The organism is Candidatus Kurthia intestinigallinarum (genome assembly GCF_003991225.1).
In the GTDB taxonomy this organism is placed as follows: Bacteria; Bacillota; Bacilli; order Bacillales_A; family Planococcaceae; genus Kurthia; species Kurthia populi.
In genome coordinates this window covers 1-1,445 of record NZ_JTFC01000129.1, presented here as the reverse complement: position 1 = coordinate 1,445, position 1,445 = coordinate 1, and the positions used below count along the sequence as shown (strand labels likewise).

The window sequence follows — 1,445 nt, the reverse complement described above, 5'->3', positions numbered from 1 at the left end:
CTTCATTAAGAGGGACTTCAAACGACTCTATGCCATTTTTTCCCCTTGTAGTGGTTAACCCTACCGAATAAATTACTTCTCCATCGCTGATGAACTCTATTTCAATACTCTTTGTGCTTGTAGCGTTCAAAACATCGTCAGGTATTGCAACATAACCTGTCATATATTTATATTTGCTATCTAATAGATACACGAATTCATTGGTTTTTGTATGCTCTCTATCAATTAAATTTAGTTGTGGGGCTACTTCGTTTTGGCCAATTGTAAAAGTGGACAAGTTTTCATCCCATTGGATAGACTCATCTTCTTGTACCAGGTCATTCAGGGCAATAATTTTCCCTTCGCCTTTTTCTAAATATTGATTAATACCGCCAACAATTATTATTGTTCCAAGGGCAAGCACCATGGAAAGTAATACGATTTTGATAACTCCTTTTAGATTATCTCGGTTATGAGTGACGATTCGCTGTGCTGAAAACCCTACTGCAGCACCCAATGAATTTATAATAATATCATTTATATCAAAAGCTCCTAAATGTGTAAGCATTTGAATCGTTTCAAGAATTGTTATTGATACTATAAAAACGACGATAAAGCGTTTAAAACTACAACGAAACAGGAGTGGAATAATCACGCCAAAAGGGATAAACGCTAAAAAATTCCCGTACTCAAAAAACCAGATTTGAAAGCCTTTTCCTATTGGATAATGCAATGGGATTCCTTCAGGTATTAGATTGTATCGTAAGCTAGAGTCTGTCCCCAGTAGACCTCTATTAAAACCTAGATATAAGAAATAGAGGATCAAAGCTGTATATAATGTTAACAGCACAATTGTGATTTTACGTAAATTTACTTGTTTCATAAAATGTCCTTTCTTTTCTTTGATGTAAAAGATTGCATCTTACCATTTTAAGTATGAAGTTTCAATAGGTCTTCCACTCTCCAGCAAACCTTATGGATTCCTTGCCTTGCATAAAAAATCGTTGGCATGATACTTAACAGTAAATAAGAGAAAGAATTTCTAGTAATGAAATTCGTTCTCAATTTTAAAATCTATATGATGAAACGCATAAAAAGTTTAACTAATTTTTTTGATTTTTTAAACCCCATTCACATAACTGTTCCAAAGCCGGTAATAGGGATTGTGCTTTTTGTGTAAGACTGTACTCTACTTTAGGTGGGACTTGCGGATATTCTTTTCGTACAATCATGCCGTCTGCTTCCAACTCTTTAAGCTGTGAACTTAATATTTTGAAGGTAATGGTCCCCAATTTTCTTTGCAATTCATTAAAGCGGACTGTTTCGTTTTCTGCCAAAATATAAATAATTAGCATTTTCCACTTACCACCAATAATTGATAATGTATAGCCAAAAGGTGTCTCTCGAACGTTGCCCTTCTCTACATAGTCAGACATCCCCATCTTTTTACACTATCCTTTCTAATA

2 protein-coding genes are annotated in these 1,445 nt (G+C 34.4%); both read right to left on the bottom strand.

Annotated features, from left to right (window positions below):
• Positions 1-862, bottom strand: an 862-nt coding sequence (locus tag QI30_RS19155) for a VanZ family protein (RefSeq protein ID WP_148113904.1), incomplete at its 3' end; no start/stop codon positions are given.
• Positions 863-1,082: 220 nt separating this feature from the next.
• The gene (locus tag QI30_RS19150; protein WP_126992084.1) at positions 1,083-1,421 is read right to left on the bottom strand and encodes a winged helix-turn-helix transcriptional regulator; all 339 of its coding nucleotides are present in this window, start codon (positions 1,419-1,421) and stop codon (positions 1,083-1,085) included.
• Between the last annotated feature and the right edge of the window lie 24 nt (positions 1,422-1,445).

Coding starts and splice junctions, on each gene's coding strand:
- QI30_RS19150 (WP_126992084.1), bottom strand. CDS start 1,421: ATGGGGATGTCTGACTATGTAGAGAAGGGCAACGTTCGAGAGACACCT.